26 protein-coding genes and 2 pseudogenes are annotated in these 17,396 nt (G+C 39.5%); 21 read left to right on the forward strand and 7 right to left on the reverse strand.

Annotated elements, in window-relative coordinates:
* Window positions 1-78: 78 nt before the first annotated feature.
* The gene (locus P4S65_RS11535; RefSeq protein ID WP_149605605.1) at window positions 79-960 is read left to right on the forward strand and encodes an NAD(P)-dependent oxidoreductase; all 882 of its coding nucleotides are present in this window, start codon (window positions 79-81) and stop codon (window positions 958-960) included.
* 600 nt (window positions 961-1,560) lie between these two features.
* Here the strand turns inward: P4S65_RS11535 and sbcB are convergent.
* Window positions 1,561-3,011: pseudogene (gene sbcB, locus P4S65_RS11540) on the reverse strand (exodeoxyribonuclease I).
* Between the two features lie 138 nt (window positions 3,012-3,149).
* On the opposite strand from sbcB, the gene P4S65_RS11545 reads away from it, so the two are divergent.
* Together P4S65_RS11545 and P4S65_RS11550 are read left to right on the forward strand one after the other, a co-directional pair.
* Window positions 3,150-4,367: a tyrosine-type recombinase/integrase gene (locus P4S65_RS11545; RefSeq protein ID WP_337120177.1), complete on the forward strand. Its 1,218-nt coding sequence runs from the start codon at window positions 3,150-3,152 to the stop codon at window positions 4,365-4,367.
* 111 nt (window positions 4,368-4,478) lie between these two features.
* Window positions 4,479-4,934 (forward strand): hypothetical protein, encoded by a 456-nt coding sequence (locus tag P4S65_RS11550; protein WP_337120178.1) that lies wholly within the window; start codon window positions 4,479-4,481, stop codon window positions 4,932-4,934.
* A gap of 44 nt (window positions 4,935-4,978) precedes the next feature.
* Here the strand turns inward: P4S65_RS11550 and P4S65_RS11555 are convergent, their stop codons facing one another.
* The 4 genes from P4S65_RS11555 to P4S65_RS11570 all read right to left on the reverse strand — a co-directional run bounded on the left by P4S65_RS11555 (window position 4,979) and on the right by P4S65_RS11570 (window position 8,048).
* Entirely contained in the window at window positions 4,979-5,266 is a 288-nt protein-coding gene (locus P4S65_RS11555) for a hypothetical protein (protein ID WP_337120179.1), read from the reverse strand.
* Window positions 5,267-5,282: 16 nt separating this feature from the next.
* A complete protein-coding gene (locus P4S65_RS11560; protein ID WP_337120180.1) occupies window positions 5,283-6,167 on the reverse strand; it encodes an NAD-dependent DNA ligase in 885 nt (294 codons plus the stop codon).
* A gap of 293 nt (window positions 6,168-6,460) precedes the next feature.
* Window positions 6,461-7,396 carry a hypothetical protein gene (locus P4S65_RS11565; RefSeq protein WP_157823349.1) on the reverse strand — a complete coding sequence of 312 codons (936 nt, stop codon included), beginning with the start codon at window positions 7,394-7,396 and terminating at the stop codon, window positions 6,461-6,463.
* A 13-nt stretch (window positions 7,397-7,409) separates the two neighbouring features.
* On the reverse strand, window positions 7,410-8,048 hold the full coding sequence (locus P4S65_RS11570; RefSeq protein ID WP_337120181.1) for a LexA family protein: 639 nt from the start codon (window positions 8,046-8,048) through the stop codon (window positions 7,410-7,412).
* 152 nt (window positions 8,049-8,200) lie between these two features.
* Between P4S65_RS11570 and P4S65_RS11575 the strand changes: the two genes are divergently transcribed.
* The 13 genes and pseudogenes from P4S65_RS11575 to P4S65_RS11635 all read left to right on the forward strand — a co-directional run bounded on the left by P4S65_RS11575 (window position 8,201) and on the right by P4S65_RS11635 (window position 14,927).
* Entirely contained in the window at window positions 8,201-8,512 is a 312-nt protein-coding gene (locus tag P4S65_RS11575; RefSeq protein ID WP_337120182.1) for a YdaS family helix-turn-helix protein, read from the forward strand.
* Window positions 8,415-8,708 (forward strand): helix-turn-helix transcriptional regulator, encoded by a 294-nt coding sequence (locus tag P4S65_RS11580; RefSeq protein ID WP_337120183.1) that lies wholly within the window; start codon window positions 8,415-8,417, stop codon window positions 8,706-8,708. Before P4S65_RS11575 ends, P4S65_RS11580 begins: the two co-directional genes overlap by 98 nt.
* A gap of 9 nt (window positions 8,709-8,717) precedes the next feature.
* Window positions 8,718-9,131, forward strand: a complete 414-nt coding sequence (locus P4S65_RS11585) for a hypothetical protein (RefSeq protein ID WP_337120184.1) — start codon at window positions 8,718-8,720, stop codon at window positions 9,129-9,131.
* Between the two features lie 9 nt (window positions 9,132-9,140).
* Window positions 9,141-9,740 carry a DNA N-6-adenine-methyltransferase gene (locus P4S65_RS11590; RefSeq protein ID WP_337120185.1) on the forward strand — a complete coding sequence of 200 codons (600 nt, stop codon included), beginning with the start codon at window positions 9,141-9,143 and terminating at the stop codon, window positions 9,738-9,740.
* 32 nt (window positions 9,741-9,772) lie between these two features.
* A complete protein-coding gene (locus tag P4S65_RS11595; RefSeq protein ID WP_337120186.1) occupies window positions 9,773-10,066 on the forward strand; it encodes a hypothetical protein in 294 nt (97 codons plus the stop codon).
* The gene (locus tag P4S65_RS11600) at window positions 10,063-10,614 is read left to right on the forward strand and encodes a 3'-5' exoribonuclease domain-containing protein (RefSeq protein ID WP_337120187.1); all 552 of its coding nucleotides are present in this window, start codon (window positions 10,063-10,065) and stop codon (window positions 10,612-10,614) included. Before P4S65_RS11595 ends, P4S65_RS11600 begins: the two co-directional genes overlap by 4 nt.
* Complete coding sequence (locus tag P4S65_RS11605) at window positions 10,614-10,850, forward strand: hypothetical protein (protein WP_337120188.1); 237 nt, start codon at window positions 10,614-10,616, stop codon at window positions 10,848-10,850. Before P4S65_RS11600 ends, P4S65_RS11605 begins: the two co-directional genes overlap by 1 nt.
* A 38-nt stretch (window positions 10,851-10,888) precedes the next feature.
* Window positions 10,889-11,983, forward strand: a complete 1,095-nt coding sequence (locus P4S65_RS11610) for a replication endonuclease (protein ID WP_337120189.1) — start codon at window positions 10,889-10,891, stop codon at window positions 11,981-11,983.
* 2 nt (window positions 11,984-11,985) lie between these two features.
* Window positions 11,986-12,126 (forward strand): annotated as a pseudogene (locus P4S65_RS11615) (hypothetical protein); the annotation flags it as partial.
* A gap of 60 nt (window positions 12,127-12,186) precedes the next feature.
* A complete protein-coding gene (locus P4S65_RS11620) occupies window positions 12,187-13,173 on the forward strand; it encodes a hypothetical protein (RefSeq protein WP_337120190.1) in 987 nt (328 codons plus the stop codon).
* A 365-nt stretch (window positions 13,174-13,538) separates the two neighbouring features.
* Entirely contained in the window at window positions 13,539-14,165 is a 627-nt protein-coding gene (locus P4S65_RS11625) for a KilA-N domain-containing protein (protein ID WP_337120191.1), read from the forward strand.
* Between the two features lie 91 nt (window positions 14,166-14,256).
* The gene (locus P4S65_RS11630) at window positions 14,257-14,526 is read left to right on the forward strand and encodes a hypothetical protein (protein ID WP_337120192.1); all 270 of its coding nucleotides are present in this window, start codon (window positions 14,257-14,259) and stop codon (window positions 14,524-14,526) included.
* 107 nt (window positions 14,527-14,633) lie between these two features.
* Entirely contained in the window at window positions 14,634-14,927 is a 294-nt protein-coding gene (locus P4S65_RS11635; RefSeq protein WP_337120193.1) for a helix-turn-helix transcriptional regulator, read from the forward strand.
* Between the two features lie 58 nt (window positions 14,928-14,985).
* Here P4S65_RS11635 and P4S65_RS11640 read toward each other — a convergent pair whose 3' ends face one another.
* Window positions 14,986-15,231, reverse strand: a complete 246-nt coding sequence (locus P4S65_RS11640; protein WP_337120194.1) for an ogr/Delta-like zinc finger family protein — start codon at window positions 15,229-15,231, stop codon at window positions 14,986-14,988.
* A gap of 239 nt (window positions 15,232-15,470) precedes the next feature.
* On the opposite strand from P4S65_RS11640, the gene P4S65_RS11645 reads away from it, so the two are divergent.
* Window positions 15,471-15,638 (forward strand): YodC family protein, encoded by a 168-nt coding sequence (locus P4S65_RS11645; protein WP_337120195.1) that lies wholly within the window; start codon window positions 15,471-15,473, stop codon window positions 15,636-15,638.
* Between the two features lie 2 nt (window positions 15,639-15,640).
* Window positions 15,641-15,907, forward strand: coding sequence for a DUF6953 family protein (locus P4S65_RS11650; RefSeq protein WP_337120196.1), 267 nt, complete (start codon window positions 15,641-15,643; stop codon window positions 15,905-15,907).
* Between the two features lie 107 nt (window positions 15,908-16,014).
* Here the strand turns inward: P4S65_RS11650 and P4S65_RS11655 are convergent, their stop codons facing one another.
* Window positions 16,015-16,188 carry a hypothetical protein gene (locus tag P4S65_RS11655; RefSeq protein WP_337120197.1) on the reverse strand — a complete coding sequence of 58 codons (174 nt, stop codon included), beginning with the start codon at window positions 16,186-16,188 and terminating at the stop codon, window positions 16,015-16,017.
* Between the two features lie 251 nt (window positions 16,189-16,439).
* Here P4S65_RS11655 and P4S65_RS11660 point away from each other — a divergent pair, with 251 nt between their 5' ends.
* The 3 genes from P4S65_RS11660 (at window position 16,440) to P4S65_RS11670 (ending at window position 17,390) form a co-directional block, all read left to right on the forward strand.
* On the forward strand, window positions 16,440-16,676 hold the full coding sequence (locus tag P4S65_RS11660; protein WP_337120198.1) for a hypothetical protein: 237 nt from the start codon (window positions 16,440-16,442) through the stop codon (window positions 16,674-16,676).
* A 115-nt stretch (window positions 16,677-16,791) separates the two neighbouring features.
* Window positions 16,792-17,214 (forward strand): hypothetical protein, encoded by a 423-nt coding sequence (locus P4S65_RS11665; protein ID WP_337120199.1) that lies wholly within the window; start codon window positions 16,792-16,794, stop codon window positions 17,212-17,214.
* Between the two features lie 2 nt (window positions 17,215-17,216).
* Window positions 17,217-17,390 (forward strand): hypothetical protein, encoded by a 174-nt coding sequence (locus P4S65_RS11670; protein ID WP_337120200.1) that lies wholly within the window; start codon window positions 17,217-17,219, stop codon window positions 17,388-17,390.
* Window positions 17,391-17,396 lie beyond the last annotated feature (6 nt).

The following is a 17,396-nucleotide window of genomic DNA, read 5'->3' on the forward strand; positions in this document are numbered from 1 at the left end:
TTTTCATTCGCTTTTTTATCAGCCGGTTGACATAATCTAAGCCTAGTTTCTAAGTTATCAGTTAAATAGGTCATTTTTATGTCAATGAAAGTCGCATTTATAGGTTTAGGCGTAATGGGTTACCCAATGGCGGGGCATTTAGCAAAAGCAGGGCACAGCGTATGCGTTTATAACCGCACTCAAGCTAAAGCACAAGCGTGGACTGCAGAACACTCAGGAAGCTTTGCACCAACCCCGCGCGAAGCTGCCAACAATGCTGACATCGTATTTATGTGTGTTGGTAACGATGACGACTTACGCTCAGTAGTGTATGGCAACGACGGCGTGTTAGCGGGCATGTTGCCGCACACTGTTTTGGTTGATCACACCACAACCTCTGCTGAAGTAGCCCGCGAAGTAGCTGCAAAAGCTGAACTACAAAATGTCGACTTTATAGATGCGCCAGTTTCGGGCGGACAAGCTGGCGCCGAAAATGGCGTATTAACGGTTATGGCAGGTGGCAGTGAAGCCGTATTTGCTAAAGTGCAGCCAGTTATGGCGGCGTTTAGCCGTTTTAGCCAACTGTTAGGCGGCGTTGGCTCGGGACAACTTTGTAAAATGGTTAATCAAATTTGTATTGCTGGCGCAGTACAAGGTTTAGCCGAAGGCTTACATTTTGCCAAGCAAGCTGGGCTTGATGGTGAAAAAGTAATAGAAACAATATCTAAAGGCGCAGCCGGTTCGTGGCAAATGGAAAACCGCTACAAAACAATGTGGGCGGGTGAATATGAATTTGGTTTTGCCGTAGATTGGATGCGTAAAGATTTAGGCATTGCACTCGATGAAGCTAAAAACAACGGCGCTACTTTACCAATGACTGCAACGGTCGATCAATACTACGCCGATGTACAAGCACTTGGCGGCGGCAGATACGACACCTCAAGCTTACTAGCACGCATTGAAGCGCTACATAAAAAGTAACGCTGTAAACGCGAAGCTTGCTTGCGTATAAAAACAGAGTTTTTAAAATGGTAAAGATATTAAAAGCTGCACTTTTCACGTGAGCAAGCTCGACGTCTACTGCCAAAGTGCAGCGGTGAGTTTTACTTGTAGACGCCAAACTTGCTTGCGTATAAAAACACAGTTTTTAAAATGATAAAGATATTAAAAGCTGCACTTTTCGCGTGAGCAAGCCGACTCTTACCGCCAAAGTGTAGATATGAGTTTACTTGTAGACGCGAAGCTTGCTTGCGTATAAAAACACAGTTTTTAAAATGACAAAGATATTAAAAGCTGCGCTTTTCACGTGAGCAAGCTCGACTCTTACCGCCAAAGTGTAGCTGTGATTTTTACTTATAGACGCCAAGCTTGCTTGCGTATAAAAACAGAGTTTTTAAAATGGTAAAGATATTAAAAGCTACGCTTTTCACGTGAGCAAGCTCGACGTCTACCGCCAAAGTGTAGCTGTGATTTTTACTTGTAGACGCCAAGCTTGCTTGCGTATAAAAACGTAGTTTTTAAAATGATAAAGATATTAAAAGCTGCGCTTTTCACGTGAGCAAGCTCTACGTCTACACCGAATTACATGCTTTGTGCGTAGTTATACAGCGCCTTTAAAATTGTAAGATTTTTTTCGCTGTCGTCATGTTCATGCGCTAGGTTTTCAAGGGTGATCATAAAATCTTGCGCGTTAATCGATGGTTGATCTTCCCCATGCATTAACTTGTTTTGGCAATACTGGCGCCACTGGTCAAGCTCTTGCTGGTTTAGCGTTTCAGGCCAGTTACGGGCGCGGTATCTAAACAACAATGTATTAAACTTTTTATCTTCAAAGTCTAACTTCAACCCAGCCAATTCATCTGGTTTTGCATCACGAATAATCGCAAACTTAGCCTTGTCGGCATGGCTTGTAAAGCCATCGTAAAGTAAGTAGTCAACGTTAGTTGTTGCGCTGTAATCACCTTGCTCGTTAAACACTTCCGTTACTTTATCGCGAAGGTCGGTATTGGCTTTTAAAATAGCTAAGTTAGTTAAGCACTGCTCGCGGTTAATCCCTAGGCGGGCGGCGTTTTCAGGCAATAACGTTTTAGCTGGGGCTAAAATAGGGCACTTGTTTAAATGCACTAATTTTAAGCCAACAGGTAATTCACCCTCGGCTAAATCAACACGTTTGGTGTATAAACGTTTGCGTAACTCTTCTACGTTTAAATCAATGAGTACTTGCGGGTTTTGAGTTAAATCAAAACAAATAACCGCGTTTTTATTTACCGGATGAAAGCTCATTGGTGCAACCCAGCTTGTACAGCCTTGTGTTGCAGGTATGCGCGATGTGGTATGCACCAGCGGCGTCATGTTAAATACATCAACCAATTCAGCAAGAGCTTTTTTATTACGCAGCCCAAAAAAGAAGTTATACAGCTTTGGCTGTTTTTCTTTTATTAGCTTAGCCAGTGCAATAGTGGCGGTTACATCGCTTAGTGCATCATGCGCAGCGGCGTGTTCAATACCATTAGCTACCGTTAAATGTTCTAGCTTAAAGCTTGGGCTGCCGTCTTCTTTTAACGGCCATTCAATGCCTTCAGGGCGCAGCGCGTAACAAGCACGTACTAAATCAATAATATCCCAGCGACTATTATTATTTTTGTATTCGCGCTCGTATGGGTCGTAAAAATTACGGTAAAAGCTATAACGGCTTACTTCGTCATCAAACCGAATACTGTTATAACCGGCAACACAGGTGTTTGGCACGCTAAATTCGGCATGAATTTTTGCTATAAACTCAGCCTCAACCAAGCCTTTTTTCATCGCCACTTGCGGCGTAATACCCGTAATTAAACACGCCTCAGGGTGAGGCAAGTAATCCGCTTGCGGCTTACAATATTCAATAAGCGGCTCGCCAATAATATTTAAATCAAGATCGGTACGAATACCCGCAAATTGGCTCGGCTTATCTTTTTGTGGGCTCGCCCCCAAGTCTCGTAGTCGTGCCAATAGATTGTTGCTTGATTCTCTTGATAGCTTTCATTATTCATTCTATGTCTTAGTCCTTTATATTTACGGGTTATTAGCGCTACTCAGTTTCTTTTTGTATTTTCGAGTTTCTTGTAATTGGCGCATTGTGTGTATAGTATTGTGTATAAATTTTTTGATAACTGTGTATAAAAAATTAAATGGCGATCAGTGACACCAAATTAAGAAAGCTGCTAGGTAAAAATCAAACACCGTGCGTATTATCGCATAGAGATAGTTTAAGTGTAAGGGTATCAGCTAAGGGGACCATCACTTGGCAATACCGTTGTCGTGTTGATACTAAGCAGGTAATTATTACGCTAGGGCGTTATCCTGGGCTAAGCATTAAAGAAGCACAAGACTATATACCGCTTTTTCAAAATTGGTTGAGCCAGGGTAAAGACCCACGCCTAGAACTTAAGCTTATGCGTAACAATGCCAAGGGCTTGCCTACAATGGCAGAAGTTGCTGCAACGTGGCTAGATAAAAAAGTACCCGACCTAAAAGAAAAAACACAAATTTTATACACAAACCAAGTCAGTAAATGGATTGTACCAATACTTAATGATAAAAATATGCCACTTGATTTAATGACCATTAAAGATTGGATAACCTACTTTGATGACGTAAAAAAATTAGGTAGCGCTAAAACAGCCGGCACTATCTTAGTGCGTATTAAATCGATTATTGGCTGGGCTGAAAAACGCGGCGAAGTTAAGCCATTTAATCCCGTACTTACATTAAATATAAATGATATCGGTGAACAAGCATCAGTTGGCCAGCGAGTTATGCGCTTTGATGAAATTGCAAAGCTTTGGATACAAATAGAAAGCTCAAAAGCTACACCCGCAACTAAAGCATGCCTTCAGCTAATTTATATAACAGGGGCTAGGCAATCAGAGGTTCGTTTAGCCAAATGGGAGCATTTCGACTTTGAAAACAACATTTGGACGGTACCGCCCGAAAACTCAAAAACAAATAAAGCCATCCGCAGGCCTATTTCAACCAAGATGAAAAGCATATTAAATACGCTTGCAATGATATACGGCCGAAATGGCTATTTAATACCTGGCGGTAATCCACATAAACCAATGACCACCCACAGCATTAATCGCTATTGCTGTAGAATGTGGGATCACTTGTTTACTAAGTATAAAATACCTAAGTTTCTACCGCACGATGCACGTCGCTCAATATCTACATTGTTAAGTGAAAACGGTATAGCGCCGCACGTAACCGAAAAAATGCTAGGTCACACAATGCGGGGTGTAATGGCTGTATACAACAAACATGATTGGATAAAAGAACAGGCCGAAGCCTACGAGTTATATTGCCAGCTGATTGATGATGCAATAATATCTAAGCTTCAAAATAAGTGATTTAATAATCTTTTTATTGTTACCACCCCGCTCAATCAATAATAGCGACCTTCAGGGTGAGCTAGATTAAATGCAATGTTTTAATGTGTAATAAGGTTCAATTATGTTCGAATGGCTCTGTTCAATTTTTGTGGAAAAAGCTCAACAAGCACAATTAATAACAATCGTTATTACTGCCGCAATGGCGATAGTGGTCGTTTTACTAAATCAGTACTTTTTAACAAAACGAGCAAGAAAAGAAATATATATAAAAAAATAGAAGAGTTTCATTCTTTAATTATTGAATATGAGATTGCTGGTAATAGATTGATTCATTCATATTATGCTCATCGTTATGAGCATGAAGGTATAATGCAGTACGGTGAAACAATAGATAATGCAATTGTTAAGATGCAGATGATAATAGAACTTTATTTTCCATCTGTAAATTTTGAAGAAAACGAATATAGAAGTTTATTTGACTCTCTGCACACATTAAATTACAAAAAAGCAGGTGATAAAGTCAAAAGTAATGCTAGATCACTTAAAGGGAAGTCAAAAACCCTAATGAGAAGGCATAAACATTAGCAATCAATTAGCCCGCACTTAGCGGGCTTTTTAGTGATTGTAATTTATCTAAATCTATCAGCTACCTCTACCACTAGTTGATCACGCATCACAACACTACTTAGTTCGGGTAAATGGAGAATATCTTCAACTCGACGAACATCAGCTAGTGTAGGCTGAAAACTTTCAGCAAATTGAGTTTTAAAAAACCGCTCTATGAAATAGAGAACTTCATAGCCTTCGTCTTTATCAATTCTTATACGATCTTGAACTCCAGTGTATTTACCATCACCATTATCTCTCTTCCAGGTATAATTATACTTTAAGTTTGAGCGCGGTATTTTTCCATTCATTCGTTATTCCTTATTTTCAGTGAGTTAAAGAAGACCAGTTTTCTTCAGTAATTATTAACGTAGTGCAGCCTTTTTGCTGGTTCATTAAGGCTTGTTCAATCTTACGACCGTGACTGCTAAAGCGCCAATCCGGGCTAGCCAAACTGCCAATTACCAACAAATCTAAATATTGAGTTACATCCTTTATTGGTTTGATCCCTAAGTCTTTAGCTTGTTTTTGCAAGGTTGCACGGCTTCCAATTAAAAACTTACCAGTAAAACAAATTGTTTCTATGTTAGCAGGCAAGCAATCTAAAGGCTGGGCACAAAACTCAGTAGACATACCAGCAGCGGCGCCAGTTTCTAAAAACTGCTGACCAGCAATCATTTTGCAAGTTTGGGTTAAATCAGCCAATTCCTCTGCATCAACAATATTATCCGCTAAAATATCAGTAAGCTTTTTATGAAGCACATTGCCCGGCCAACATTCAACAGCCTTAGGGTTATCATTAAGCCAATTTACAAGGCTAGTCATTTCATCAAGGGTCACTATATTGTCAGCACTAATACCAGATACAAAACCAAGTAACTCATTAGTTAAGTCTTCAACGCATTGAGGAGCAAGCACCCCGCATTCAATAATATCTTCAATTTGTGCTTGAAGGTCAGCCAATTCATCAGCCGTAATTATTCCATCAGCAACAATATCATCAATATTATCAAGTAAATCCAACACATCCCCGTCACGTTCTAATTGTCTATGTGACTTTATCCAAGTGCTTAAAAATATTAATTCAAGTTCATTTAGCTGCTTATCAGCTATTAAGCCTTTTAAAATGCCTTGCAAAGAAAGAAGTGATTTAGCTACATTTTGAGCGAGGTTAAAGTTAGTTGCGGTTGGTTGTCCGTGTTTATCAAGCATAGTTAAATCCATCTAAATATTAATGTTAGTTTAATATAAGGTAAATTGTAAACTTAGTGGTACTGTGTATTTTTACAGCAATGATATTAATAAGAAGCCAAACAACAAAAAGCCCGCATTAGCGGGCTTTTAAATATCTAAACTGTTGGGCTATGGCCCTGTAAACTCACTTGATTTCATAACAACCTCCAAAGATTTAACGGTGTCGCACTAATGTCGCACCAAATAAGGCTTGTATTGAGTATATGACAACAGATCATAACTATCAATATTAATTAAATACTAATTAAATACTAATCAGGTAGTTTCCAGCTTTCAAAATGGACAATAATTTTTTCACCCGGGGTGCAAGAGCCTACTTTAAAATTATGTGAGCGGCCAGGTTGAATTTGAAAAGATACATCAGCATCATTAGGTATGCCCACCCGGAAATCTATAGCGTATTGTGTTTCATTGTGAAGCGTCACATCTTGGCTTTCGGTATAACGTGGTGGTGTAAACCTTAAAGATTCTTTAATAGGTTGCCAAAGCCATGCTGACGTTTGATAACTTACAACTTCACCAGGTGATAATTTTAATGAAAATGTTTCCGAAAATTCAGGGCTCGATGTTGTTATAGGATAAGCACCACTAAGAATATGTTGGTTTTTACTAGGATCTTCAAGATTAGATAAGATCGATATATCGTTCACTTCACCTATTAAGTCTCCATCTACTTTTACTGGGTCAGATTTAACACCAAATGACATTGAATCAGTTGCATAATGATGGTTGTTATGGATATTTTTTATAATACAGTTAGTTCTCGACATCACCTTAACAGTTTCATTTTCTTCAGAAATCTCTTTAATAGTAATAATTCGGCTAGTAACAGGGCTAATACACGCTAAAGCCGAAACCTTACTCGCCAGAAACCTTCCTAAAGTTGAGTCCGCGTCAGCATCAGGAAAAATGTACTCTATTTTAGTTGCCAATTTCTCTTCTTCTGGCCTCTTAATTGAAATGATAGTGATGGCTAAACCCACTACGGTAAAGAAAATTAGGCTATCTAAAGCTGATGCAGCATAAGAAATAGAAAAATTAGATGGTTTCCATTGGATTCCATTAATATGGTTCATTATCGAAGGGCAAAGAGTTCTAGTGTAAATGAGCCACCCTAGTACCCACAGAAGATAAACACCCGCAGATAGACATAATATTTTCCAATACCGTTTAAAAAAACTATTCATAACAATTCCTTGTTTATAACGACTTACCTGTAAATATGACCTTACCTACTAGTGTGCAATTACCATTAATTGGGATTAATTGCTCTGGCCAGTTGGGGTTGGCGGCTTTTAGGAACTTGTGACCATTTTCGATAATTAGCTGTTTAAAAGTGGCTTGGTTGTCGTCGTCTAGGCGGGCTACTACGTATGAGCCGTGGATGCATTCAGCTTCAGGGTCTACAAAAATTAAATCACCTTCATCAAACTTTGGCTCCATGCTAATACCTTGCACTTTTAAAACAAAGGTTAGGTCACTGCAATTAACAGGGCACATAAAACGTTCTGCGTCGTAGGCTTTAATCTCACTTATTTCTGACCAAGCACCGGCTTGCACCCAGCTGATAAGTGGGGCTGTGGCTTTAATTGCTGGTCCTGGCACAACGTTGTTATTTATATTTTTTGCATCACTCTGGATTTCGCCAATTCCAAATAGTAAATATTCTGGAGTGCAATTGAGTGCTTGGGCGAGAGCATCAATCTTACGAGGGCGTTTAGTTTCGCCTGATTCAATATTATGAATAGAGTTTTGTGCTAAACCCGCAATTAAGCCTAGCTGTGCTTGAGTCATTCCCAACTGAACACGTCTTTTTTCTACTCTTTTTCCTAAATCCATTTTTTAAATTCCTAATATTAAAATCGCTTAAAGTGATATTTACTGATTATTGCCTTTTTATTTTATTTTGTCTAATCAGTTAAATCGATATTGGCATCGGTTAAATTGATATCTATTATCGGTTTAATTGATAAATACTGCTTGGAGGAAATATGAGTGCCGTAGCGAAAGCAATAGAAATAATTGGTGGGCAAACAAAAGCCGCCAGGTTGTTAAGTACAAAACAAAACATCATTTGGTACTGGATTAACCGTCATTGCCAAGCCCCAGCGAAATACATTCCACGTATTTCAGAACTAACTAACGGTGAAATATCGGTAAACGATTTATTAGCCGATCATCAAAAAGCAAAAAGGAAGATGCAGCATGAGCACGGAACAACAAATTATTTTATTAGATATTCACCCAGACGCAAAAGCAGTGTTGTTTGCATTACTGCAAGAAAACAACCAACTACGCACTGAGCTTGAAGAGCAAAAAGACCGCCTAGTTAGCACCATTGAGGCATGCGAGGTATTGGGATGTGCGCGTAAAAAGTTTTGGATTTTATCGAAGTTGTCTGATTTTCCTAAATCAATTCAGTTCGGCAAAACTAATCATTATCGCTTAAACGAGCTAATTAAATTTAGGACGCAACACCAACAAAGCGTAAACAACTAGGAGAAAACCATGGCAAATGCAGCATTAGAAATTGCAAAAAAACGCGGTATTACAGACGTAAATAAACAGCCTGAAAAAACCCAGTTAAAAGTTGTTGATGTAAAACCAACACCAAAAGGACTTACTGAAATTAGAGGGCTATTTAACATCGATCGTCATTCCGCTGAATATGTGTATACGCACTTGAGTAAACCGCAGCAAGTAATTGTGTGTTATTCGGCAGGACTATCTAAAAGTGATTTAGAAAGGAGCTATCACCAATTTGACCGTGAAAAGCGACTTAAAATACATCAAGCTATTTTGCAGCTTCAAGAAATAGTAACTGCTTTTGTTGATGCTAATGCCATGACACCAAGCCGTTTTTTACAAAAGCGAGATTTTAGCATTGCTAAAAATACTCAAAAAACAGAACAAGCACATTAGGGATTAGCCATGACACCTGATCAACTAATCAACCAAGACAGTGGCAATGTTGAGTTTTATACGCCCGCTAAAGTGTTGAAGTATGTGCACCAAATGTTTCCAGTTATTGATTTAGACCCTGCAAGTTGTTCAGTGGCTAACAAGTCAGTAAAAGCAATGTGTTACTTAACTAAAGAAGACGATGCATTAACACGCAATTGGATAGCTAATACTGTTTGGTTAAATCACCCATTCAATAAAGGTGAAATAGCATGTAAGCCAAAATGCGTTAAAAAAATATGTAACGACCCGACTTACAGTAAGTATCGTGGCCATTGTATTACCGAAGACATAGCCAGCAACGGCGATTGGATTGATTACTACTTAGACCAATACGCACAAGGTAATTTTAAAGAAGCAATGAATATCACCTTTGTTAATAGCTCAGAGGCATGGTGCCAAAAGTTATTAAACGCAGGTTTAAGCTGCTTTATTGATGGCCGTACACACTTTAACGATGCACAAGGCAATGTAAAAAAAGGCGCACCTAAAGGCTGTTTTATTACTTACCTTGGCAATAGAACCGCAGACTTTCGAACAATCTTTTCAGCACTTGGCGTTGTTAAATAACAACCAATAAAACCCCCAAAGGAATATTAAAAATGACCACTATCAAAGACCAAGATCTATTTAAAAAACAGAACTTAGTAAGAAATATCATTGAACACGCTATCGACCAAGCCAACTTTACTATTCGCAATTTAAACAAACGCCCAACAGTTGCAATGCTTATGGAGTGTGAAAACTGCCTAACTGACTTTTTGCCAATAGTGAGAATGATTGTTGATGTACATGATGTATACGCGCCAGTTTACGACCAAATGGCTATGGCACTTGATGCGGCACAGATACATGGCGAACCTGAGCTGATCGAGTTAGAAGGTGGTGCAGCATGAACAATGTGATGGTGCATTTAACTCGTTTAGATACTCGCCCAAGCGCTGTAGTTGTCGAAATTGCAGCGGTATTTTTTAACCCACATACTGGAGTAATTGGCGCTGATTTTCACGAGGTTATATCGTCAGAAGAGCAAGAGTTACGTTACGGAACAATAAAAGAAAGCTTTAATTCTCAGTGGAAGTTTTACTCGAGCAATAATTACCCAGATTGTGAGAATTGGGAATCAGATATTAATTATGCATTAGTTTCGTTTGTTGAGTGGCTTTGTCAAATTGAGTTAATTGGCGATCGTATAATTTGGAGCACAGGCGATGATTTTACTGATGCAGGAATATTGCACCAACTGATTTTAGATTACATCGGTAAAAGTGGGGACATATCTGGCAGGTATTGGTATTCAAGTTCAACAATGGACCTAAATACTCTATTTAGAATAGTAACCCATAATATTGGTGAACTTGGTTTTAATGCATTTCACTCTACAGATATTGTAAAGCTTAAAGCCAAAGCTGCAATCGACATGATGCAGGCGCTTGAACTGTAATGGCTAACCCTAGACCGCTCGATCTTGATGCCCTTAGACTATCTGGTATAGCTAAGGGCTTAATTTCGTCTATTAATGATATTGATGACCACAATTTTTTAGCACGTGGTTTGCAAAGTGTTCCTGTGCCTTTACAAAGTCGCATGGCTCGTAAGTACATCGATCGTTATAACCAAAAAAGGCGGGTAGCCAGTTCCGTGCAAATACATGGCTACGCCGCACTATTGCCAGGTTAAAACCTCGCTTTGGCGTACTATTTAGTATTACTCAAAATATGCCACTACCATGGCATATTTTAAGTAGTATTGAAAAAACCAAAAAACACGCGGGCACGCTTGCCATGGAGTGTGTGCAAATTGCACTTGATGTGAGCGAAGAACACCAGCGACTGAGCTATGAAAAAATAGTACGTATTACCTATGAAGCAGTAGCCGAACATGCAAAATCGTTTGGTGTAAATGTGCCATTTTACAATATGCGAGAAGATGATCTACCTTCAGCGTGCTTTGAAATAGCGTTGCTTAAAATGCACTGCGATAAGTGGTGGGCTCGGCAATTAAAAACCTTGCGCAAGCAGTTTTTAGAGCTGCTAGAAATTGCGACAGGCCAAGTGGGTAAAGACCTATACCACGATAAAAACAGTAAAAAACCTAAACGCCGTGGTATTAGCCCGTATTCATCAAAACAAGCCCAGCTTGAATTTAGCTTTGCCCAAGCCAGTGGCCGTCAGTTCTTAGAAATGATGGAACTACAAAGCAGCGACGGCGACGTAATAAGTTTAATCGAAGCCGTAAAAAGCGGCATGGCAAACCCCGCTAACCGCCGCAACGAATTAATGTTACGCATTCGTGAAACTGAGGAACTAGCCGACGAAATGGGCTATGTTGCTATGTTTTACACCATTACGTGCCCGGCACGTTTTCATGCTAATGCAAGTACGTGGGATGGTTCAACGCCTAAAGATGCGCAAAATTATTTAACTACAACATGGGCGCGCGCCCGTTCTAAGCTTAATCGCCGTGGCCTTAAATACTTTGGTGTGCGCGTAGTTGAGCCACACGCCGACGGTTGCCCGCATTGGCACATGATGTTATTTATGCCAAAAAATAAGCTTCAAGAAATCAACGCTATTTTACGTTGGTACTTTATCCAAGAAGACAAAAGCGAGCTTTACGATCGATATGGCCCAGAGCTTACCCGAGCAAAAGTATTCAACAAATTTGTAGATATAAACACCCATGGCACACACATAAAAACCGTTGAGGCCTGTGTTAAATATCGTGCTCATACTGAGAAAACTCACTTATTCAAACTGTATAAACAAAAGCGCAGTGCGTGGGGCTTTGCTAAAAAAAGGCCAACGAAGTAGCTATACAGCGCAATAAAGAAGAAGCCGAAAAAGCCAAAGCTGAAAAAAGAGAACCTAAAAAGTTTAAGGCGAAAAATCACAAGGCACCTACCAAATTTTACCGCACATTTAGCCCACGCTTTGACGCTGTAAAGCTCGATAAAAGCAAGGGCAGTGCAGCGGCCTACATTGCTAAATACATTAGTAAAAACATTGATGGCTACATGCTGACCGATCACGTAGACGCTGAAACAGGTGAAAACCTGCAAGAGCAAGCTAACCCCGTTTTAGCCTGGGCTAGCACATGGAACATTCGCCAGTTTCAATTTCAGGGTTCGCCAAGTGTCACTGTTTACCGCGAGCTGCGCCGCATGCGTACCGCTGTAAAAGACGAAGTAATAGAGCCTATTCGTTACGCGGCAGATACAGCAAACTGGAAAGACTACGTAAAACTACAGGGCGGCATGTGTATTGGCCGCGCCGCTAATTTTAAATCAATGTACGAAGACACCCCAATGGGCAACGACTACGCCGAAGTAGTACGCCGCATTAAAGGCGTTGTGACCAATATTGATTACAAAGCCGTACTTACGCGTTTGTTTAATAACGTGCACAACGTAACAGATGCAACCAGCTTAAAAACACGCCTTATCGAATGGACCAGGCAACTCAAAGGCACAGCCGAAAAACTCAATGCTAAGGATAACACCAACGTCGGCGCAGCCGACCTATCTTGGTCTAGTGGTAATAACTGTACGCCTATAGCCGTGGGCTCTAGCGCCGAGTTAATACTAGATATGATCGGGTGTGACAAAAAGGACATTGAAGAGGTTAAAAAGGATCTGATTGCAGGTAAAAGGATCGCGAGAAACGGCCATATTTACCAAGTAAGAGACGGCCAACTTCAAGTTTTAGATGAAAACGCCCAATTAAAACAAAATAAGCAACTCGATATTGAATACCGAGCAAAAGCATTTGCCCAAAAATCGGGTAGCTGGCACGTAACAGAGGATCATTGGAAACAAGCCCGCGAACTCGTAGACCTTGTTTATCAATATGCAGAGCTAGAAGGGCGCCAAGCGCTTAATACAACTACAAACGAAAACGGCCTAGTGACAATTGGTGATTGGGACTTAGTTACTTTAGTTAAACAAGGCAGTGCGTCAGCAATCAGCAGTAACGATTGGTGGTCAACCGACTTAATGGCCTAAATGTACCCGTAAGTTACTTAATTGACGGGTACAGATAAACGTAAAAAATATAAAACGATTGAAGGAGATAAAACTAACCTAATTGACAATTCGCCTTGTGCGGGGCTATAGTAAAAAGGCACTGGCAAAATCCAGTGTCGGGATTCGAACCCCGCAACGACTCATGGTGCATTGTCGCCAGCTTTTTAGCTGGTTTTTTAATGCTCACGCTTTAGCACGCCCATATTATGGTGAGCTGGAGTGAGGCCACTTCGGTGGACCGTTTCATGTGTCGCGGTAGTTCGAACCTCGCTTTAGCTTGCCACCCAAAAATTCGAACTTTTGTGTGGTTTAGATATTTTATTTAGACATGTGAGGTCATTATCATGACAAGCCAACTTATTATTTCAAATACCCTAATCCCTGTTGATCACTACAACCGCGTAAACTTAAACGCACTGCATAAAGCCAGTGGGCTAGGTAAGCACAAAGCGCCAAATAAATGGTTGTCGAACGTATCTACCAAAGAATTAATTTTAGAGTTAAATTCGGATCTGAGCTTAGGTAAAATAGAGCAGACCCCGAATTCGGGGTCTGCTCTAGAAGTGAACAACGGCGGTTCTAATCGTGGCACATTCGCCCACGAACTATTAGCCATTTCTTACGCAGGCTGGATCAGCCCAAAATTTCAATTAGAAGTAAACCGCGTATTTTTACACAGCAAACGTAACGAACCAGAGCTTGCCACGTTGCCAACCCTAAGCGAATTACCAATATTAGACTTTCCTGAAATGCGCTTAAGTATGTTTATTCCGTTTAGAGATATGTTTGATTGCGGCTGGCGTTTACGTATGAACCAGTTATTCACCATATTGCGCCAGTGCCAACGCAGCAACACACCAATAACCGTTAAAGACGTAACAGGCCTAGAGCAAGAACTACGATCACTGCTTCACATAGTAGAAACCCAAGGCAACAAACTAAGCAGTATTCAACGTTTTGTGAATCATTAATATCCACAAAGCCACTCTTGCGCAATGCGCAAAGGTGGTGTATTATTAAAACTGGCCATATGGTCAATAACAATGATTAGAGGGATTAACGATGGAAGTACGCTTCGAAGAAACCTCAATCATAACGCTCGGCTCATTACGTGAACCGGTATTGAGTGAAGTAAGTGATGCGATGTATGCATTACAAGCTGCACCAAATATAGAAGCTTTGGTTTCTTTACTGGGTGATGATGTAGAGCTGGTAGACGATATGCACTTTAACATTGCTATTAAGCTTAACTACCAACATGTGGCTGCATGTTTAATGGTAGAACTTAATAACAATGATGAAGTGATGGTGACACTTAAAAGTTATGATTGATTGAGGGATGCCCCTTCGGGGGCAGACTCAGACCAATTTTAGTGCACTTAGTATTGTTTATCAATAAGTAATTAAATCACTTACTATTTGGAAATAAGGAAGAAAATATGTCACGGTCAACTGTAGGTATGGAGCGAATCGCTCATATGTTAGAACCACCAAAAGGTTCAGGGCATTATATAAAAAAATTCATTGATAAACGTGGGTTAAGCGCAAGTAAAACCGCGCAACAATTAAATGTTAGCCCATCAACAGTAACTCGGTTATTAGCTGGCGGAGCACTAACCCCAGCAATGGCTGCAAAGTTACATAATGTATTTAATATAGATGAACAGATATTGTTCAACCTGGAAGCACAAGCTAATGTGCAGAAGACACGCGAACTATTACACGCTGTGTGAAATTAAATACTAATTAGTAAAAAGCCCGCAATGTTGCGGGCTTTTTAATGCATAAAATTTAAAGTTCTAACAATGAAAGTTGCTCTTCACGCGGTAAGTTTTTAATAAGCGATGCGGCTAATTGCGCAGTGGTTTTGCAAGGCGGGTTTAAGAAGTGATCAAACGATTGGGTAATACGGAACGTAGCCCCGCACTCTTTTGTATTGGTGCACGAGCAATATAAATTAACCACATGCGCGCTTTGTGTTTCACGCGATGTGATCGTTGCTTTAGCTTCGCAATTTGGACAAGTAACCCGCGCCATAATATTCACCAATGGTTAATAAAAAACACTGTTATTATATACAGCATATTGAGGCGTGACAAATAAGCATCTATGTTAAAATTACAGGCTATATAAAATAAACTTAATTTATATAGCCTGTAATTGATCTGAATTTAAAAAATAAAAAAACTGGTGGCAACTAATTAAATAGTTTATTAATAGAGCATGAAATAATAAGGGTTGGCATTCGTCAATTTATATAATTAAGAGGGAAAGTGATGAGCTTGAAAGCAGGTGATATTGTAAAACTTAAGTCTGGGGGACCTGATATGACAGTTCAGGGTAAAGGCATAGTTGGCTTTAAATGTCAGTGGTTTGCAGGTAAAAAACTAGAGAGGGGCGATTTTCCTGAAGAGTCGCTAGAGATGGTTAAAAAGGAAAATTAATTATGCAAGCCAGTGAAGTTGCCCATTGGATGCAAAGTTTAATAGAAAAAGAAGGTTGTTTATATCAAGACGATGTTGTTGATATGCTAATCAGAAGCAAACATGAAGAGCATCTTCAAGAAAACTCTGATGGAAACCAAGTTCTCGCACGTATAATTTTAAGTGAGTTTAAAAAACTAAACGCAAAAACAGTTGTTTGGGTTTCAGCGGGGAAGTACTGGAGGCTAAGAGTCAAAGAGGACGAAGCTTCTCGTACTGCTAGAGGATAACTCAGCATACAACCAAATAGCGCTAGGCTTAAACTAGCGCTTAATTTTGTTTGTCTTAAACGAAATGAATAAAGTTTAAATCTTCAGAGTCTATTATTTACTACCTATTAAGCACTCGGCTCTAAATCAAAATTTAGCTGTAACTTACTGCCAATTTCAGGATTCCTTGCCACTTCATCACTCATTAATTTAATCAGCGGTTTAGTTTCGTTTTTAAAATACATGGCATCGTATTTAGTCGGGTCGCCAAGGCTCGACGAAAAGTGTGGGCTGAGAACCAAAAGGCTAAAAAATTCACTCCTCCTCGCCTTCCGCTTTCGTGCAAAAAACGCGTCAAATTGACAACTGTTGTGACATGCTATTTTTAGCTAGGCCTTGCACTAAAAGGATCTGAGAGATACTTAAAAAAGATCTGGATGTCAAAGCTGTGACAATGTTTGACATAAAGTGACAACAAAAAGATCAAATAGGTGGAGATTTACCTGACATTGAAATATCATTAATTTATTATCAGTTAAGTGATAAATAAATTATGAATTATTTATACAAAGGCTCACAAAGCCAAGAGCGGTTAGATGCACTATTGTCGTTTGGTAAAAGCACCAGTGAAGATATAAAAGCAGCACTCAGTGATTACTTAGTTCGCGGTATTAGCAAAACCAATGCAGCAACACTTAATGGTGTGCCTGGGCCAAATTTTACAAGGGCACTTAAGCGTCTTGAAGTTGTTGCTAGTAAAGTTGAAAAGATTAAAGAGCTAGATTGGTAAACAATAGCATTTGAGGTGATTAGGTAAATTGGGTGAACACTATTGCCTAGATATTCTCGTTAATTTGATGTAATTTACTATCGACTATTTAAATAAAATCATAAGGAACTTGATTATGCATACCCCAATTCAATTTTATGTCACCTTGCCATTTGACCTTTTTCGACTTGGCCGTAAAACAAAAGCTAAGTTTGACTATATTCGTACTACACCACCAAGAGAGGAAGAACAGACTTGGGATGTAAGAGTTTACAAAAAGAATGATATTGACTTTGTTGACAGTAAATCGGGTGGCTTATCACTATTTAATTACCGAAACCCTAAATTTGGTACGCTGTGGTGGAAGTTACCAGCTAAGTCTAAAATGCCGCAAGGCCTGCATGTTTCACTAGATGATGGGGGATCGCTAGGTAAAAATCATTTTACTATTCGCCCTCTATACGATATGCCCGTAACTCTGTATTTAGATAAGTTAAATCAATTAGATTCGATGGCTATTCCTTGTTTTATCGGTGTACCAAATCAAGATGTAGGATAATTATGTTTTCACAATTAGAACTTAGATTAATTAAAAGTACTCTTAAAAGTAGGGTTGAAAAAGAAACAGTAGAGCTTAAACAGCTTGATGAAGATAGCGATGAATATATGGAAAAGGCTAATGATTTAATGGTGCTTGATACATTAATTTCTAAAATCGATAACTCACAGCATTAAAGTTTA

The organism is Pseudoalteromonas sp. B131b (assembly GCF_037162545.1).
Classification (GTDB): domain Bacteria; phylum Pseudomonadota; class Gammaproteobacteria; order Enterobacterales; family Alteromonadaceae; genus Pseudoalteromonas; species Pseudoalteromonas fuliginea.